The organism is Actinomadura sp. 6K520 (assembly GCF_004349245.1).
Lineage (GTDB): Bacteria > Actinomycetota > Actinomycetes > Streptosporangiales > Streptosporangiaceae > Spirillospora.
In genome coordinates, this window is sequence record NZ_SMLC01000362.1 from 1 (window position 1) to 2,403 (window position 2,403).

Here is a 2,403-nt window from a genome sequence, read left to right on the forward strand (position 1 = left end):
GGGTCATAGGGCGGCGGCCGCGACGGCGGCGCCGATCGCGGCGAGGACGACGATGACGGCGGCCGCGGCGAGGGCGGCGGTGCGGGCACGGCGGCGGGGTGCGCCGAGCCGTGCGAGGCGGTGGGCCAGCCGCGGGTCGTCCTCGCTCAGGCGGACCTCGATCTGGGTGAGGATCCGCTGCTCCTCCATCGACAGCGCCATGCTCATACCTCCGGGGGGTCAGGTGTCTTTTTCTTCCCCACGGAGCATGATCATTATCCCTTCGGGGCGGTGACCGTCACGCCGCGCGCGGGGGCGCTCTGGTGGTGGCGGCGGTCCAGCGCGGTGACGTAGTAGGTGTAGGTGCGGCCGGGTTCGGCGGCGGGGTCGATGATGCCACCGCCGCGGACGTCGGCGATGAGGTGCCCGGCCTCGACGGGGGCGCAGCCGGGGCGCTTGCCGTCGGCGCGGTAGACGGCGTAGGAGGCGGCGTCACGGGAGGCCCGCCAGGTGACCTTGACGCCGTCGTCGTGGGGTTCGGCGGCGGTGTCCCGGACGGGCTGGGGCGCGTCGCCGCCGGCGCCGGCGGGCCGCAGTGCGGGGCGGCGGTAGTGGTCGTCGCGCAGCCGCTCGGCGAATCCGCGGCGGTTCTCGGTGAGGTCGGAGGCGCTGAAGTACACGTCGCCGCGGACCTGCGGGTACCGGTCGTTGAGGGTGAGGTGCCGGGACAGCTCGGCGGGGTCCTTCCAGGCGGCGTCGGCGCCGACGCGGTAGGCGCCCTGCCCGATCGTCAGCTGCACGTCGGTGCCCTTGACCTGCCCGGCCCACCAGGCGACGAGCTCGGCGTAGTCGGCGCGCGGGTCGCCGATCGGCCAGTACAGCTGCGGGGTGATGTAGTCGACCCACCCCTTCTTGATCCATTTGCGGGTGTCGGCGTAGATGTCGTCGTAGCTCTGCAGCGCGCGGGTGTCGGACCCGGCGGGGTCGCTGTTCTTGTTGCGCCACACCCCGAACGGGCTGATGCCGAACTGCACCCACGGCTTGGCGTCGTGGATCTTGCGGGACAGGTCCTCGATGAGCAGGTCGACGTTGCGGCGCCGCCAGTCGCCCTTGTTCATCCCGTCGCCGTGGGCCTTGTAGGTGGCCTGGTCGGGGAACTCGCCGTCCTCGGGGTAGGGGTAGAAGTAGTCGTCGAAGTGGACGGCGTCGATGTCGTACTTGGCGACGACGTCCATCACGGCCTTGGTGGCCAGTTCCCGCACCTGCGGGATGCCCGGGTCGTACCACAGTCCGCCGCCGTACTCGCGGACCCAGCCGGGGTTCTTGCGGGCGGGGCTCTTGCCGTCCAGCTTGTCCAGGTCGTTGTGGCGGGCGATCCGGTAGGGGTTGAACCAGGCGTGGAACTCCAGGTTGCGGGCGTGGGCCTCCTTGAGCATGAACTCCAGGACGTCGTAGCCGGGGTCCTTGCCCTGCGTCCCGGTGATCCAGGTGGACCACGGCTCGATCGGGGAGTCGTAGAACGCGTCGGAGTTGGGGCGGATCTGCACGAACACCGCGTTCATGTTCATCTGCTGGGCGGTGTCGAGGAGCCTGGTGAACTGCTTCTTCTGCTCGGTCGCGGGGGCGCGGGGGTCCTTGGGCCAGTCGATGTTGCCGACGGTGGCGATCCACATGGCGCGCAGCTCGCGCGCCTTGGAGTCGCCGGGCGCGGGGACGCCGGCGCACTCGGCGGGCGCGCCGGCCGGGGCGGGCGCGCGGCCCTCGGCGGCGCGCCCGTCGGTCCCGCCGAATCCGGGGACGGCGCAGCCGGCCAGCGCCCCGGCCGCCGTCGCCGCCGTGAGTGCCGCCGCCACCGCTCGCATCTTGGATCGCCACATAGCGCGCCCATTGTTACCCACGCGGAGCGATGCTGCGTACGGAACGCCCCCCGCCCCGGCCATCCCTTGTGCGTCCGCTCACGTGGCACCTTCGGGCTCCCCCGGCCCCGTGATCGGTGGCGGGTGGCCGGGCCCGGGTGTGTGTGAGGATCGGGCCATGGCGGTGGGCGGGGTGTTCGGTGGCGGGCGGCATCGGGTGGCGGTGCTGGTGCGCGAGGGTGTGCAGCCGATGGAGCTGGGGCTGGTGCACCAGCTGTTCGGGGGTGCGTGGTCGGCGGGCGGGGAGCCGCTGTACGAGGTGGTGTCGTGTGCGGTGCAGCCGGGTCCGGTGGTGACCGCCGCCGATTTCGCGGTGGTCGTCGCGCACGGGCTCGGCGCGCTGGAGGAGGCCGACACGGTGGTCGTGCCGGCGGCGCCCGCGGTGGACGAGGTGTGCCCGGGCGGCGGGCCGGTGCCGGCGGCGCTGGTGGCGGCGCGGGAGCGGGGCGCGCGGATCGCCTCGATCTGCACGGCCGCGTTCGTGCTGGCGGCGGCGGGGCTGCTGGAG

3 protein-coding genes are annotated in these 2,403 nt (G+C 73.2%); 1 reads left to right on the forward strand and 2 read right to left on the reverse strand.

The features are described from left to right. Positions 1-3: 3 nt before the first annotated feature. Positions 4-201 (reverse strand): DUF3040 domain-containing protein, encoded by a 198-nt coding sequence (locus E1289_RS37280; RefSeq protein ID WP_131988851.1) that lies wholly within the window; start codon positions 199-201, stop codon positions 4-6. Between the two features lie 53 nt (positions 202-254). Further along, a complete protein-coding gene (locus tag E1289_RS37285; RefSeq protein WP_243713470.1) occupies positions 255-1,841 on the reverse strand; it encodes a family 10 glycosylhydrolase in 1,587 nt (528 codons plus the stop codon). A 172-nt stretch (positions 1,842-2,013) separates the two neighbouring features. On the opposite strand from E1289_RS37285, the gene E1289_RS37290 reads away from it, so the two are divergent. Then, positions 2,014-2,403, forward strand: a 390-nt coding sequence (locus E1289_RS37290) for a DJ-1/PfpI family protein (RefSeq protein WP_207929418.1), incomplete at its 3' end; no start/stop codon positions are given.

Coding starts and splice junctions, on each gene's coding strand:
- E1289_RS37280 (WP_131988851.1), bottom strand. CDS start 201: ATGGCGCTGTCGATGGAGGAGCAGCGGATCCTCACCCAGATCGAGGTC.
- E1289_RS37285 (WP_243713470.1), bottom strand. CDS start 1,841: ATGCGAGCGGTGGCGGCGGCACTCACGGCGGCGACGGCGGCCGGGGCG.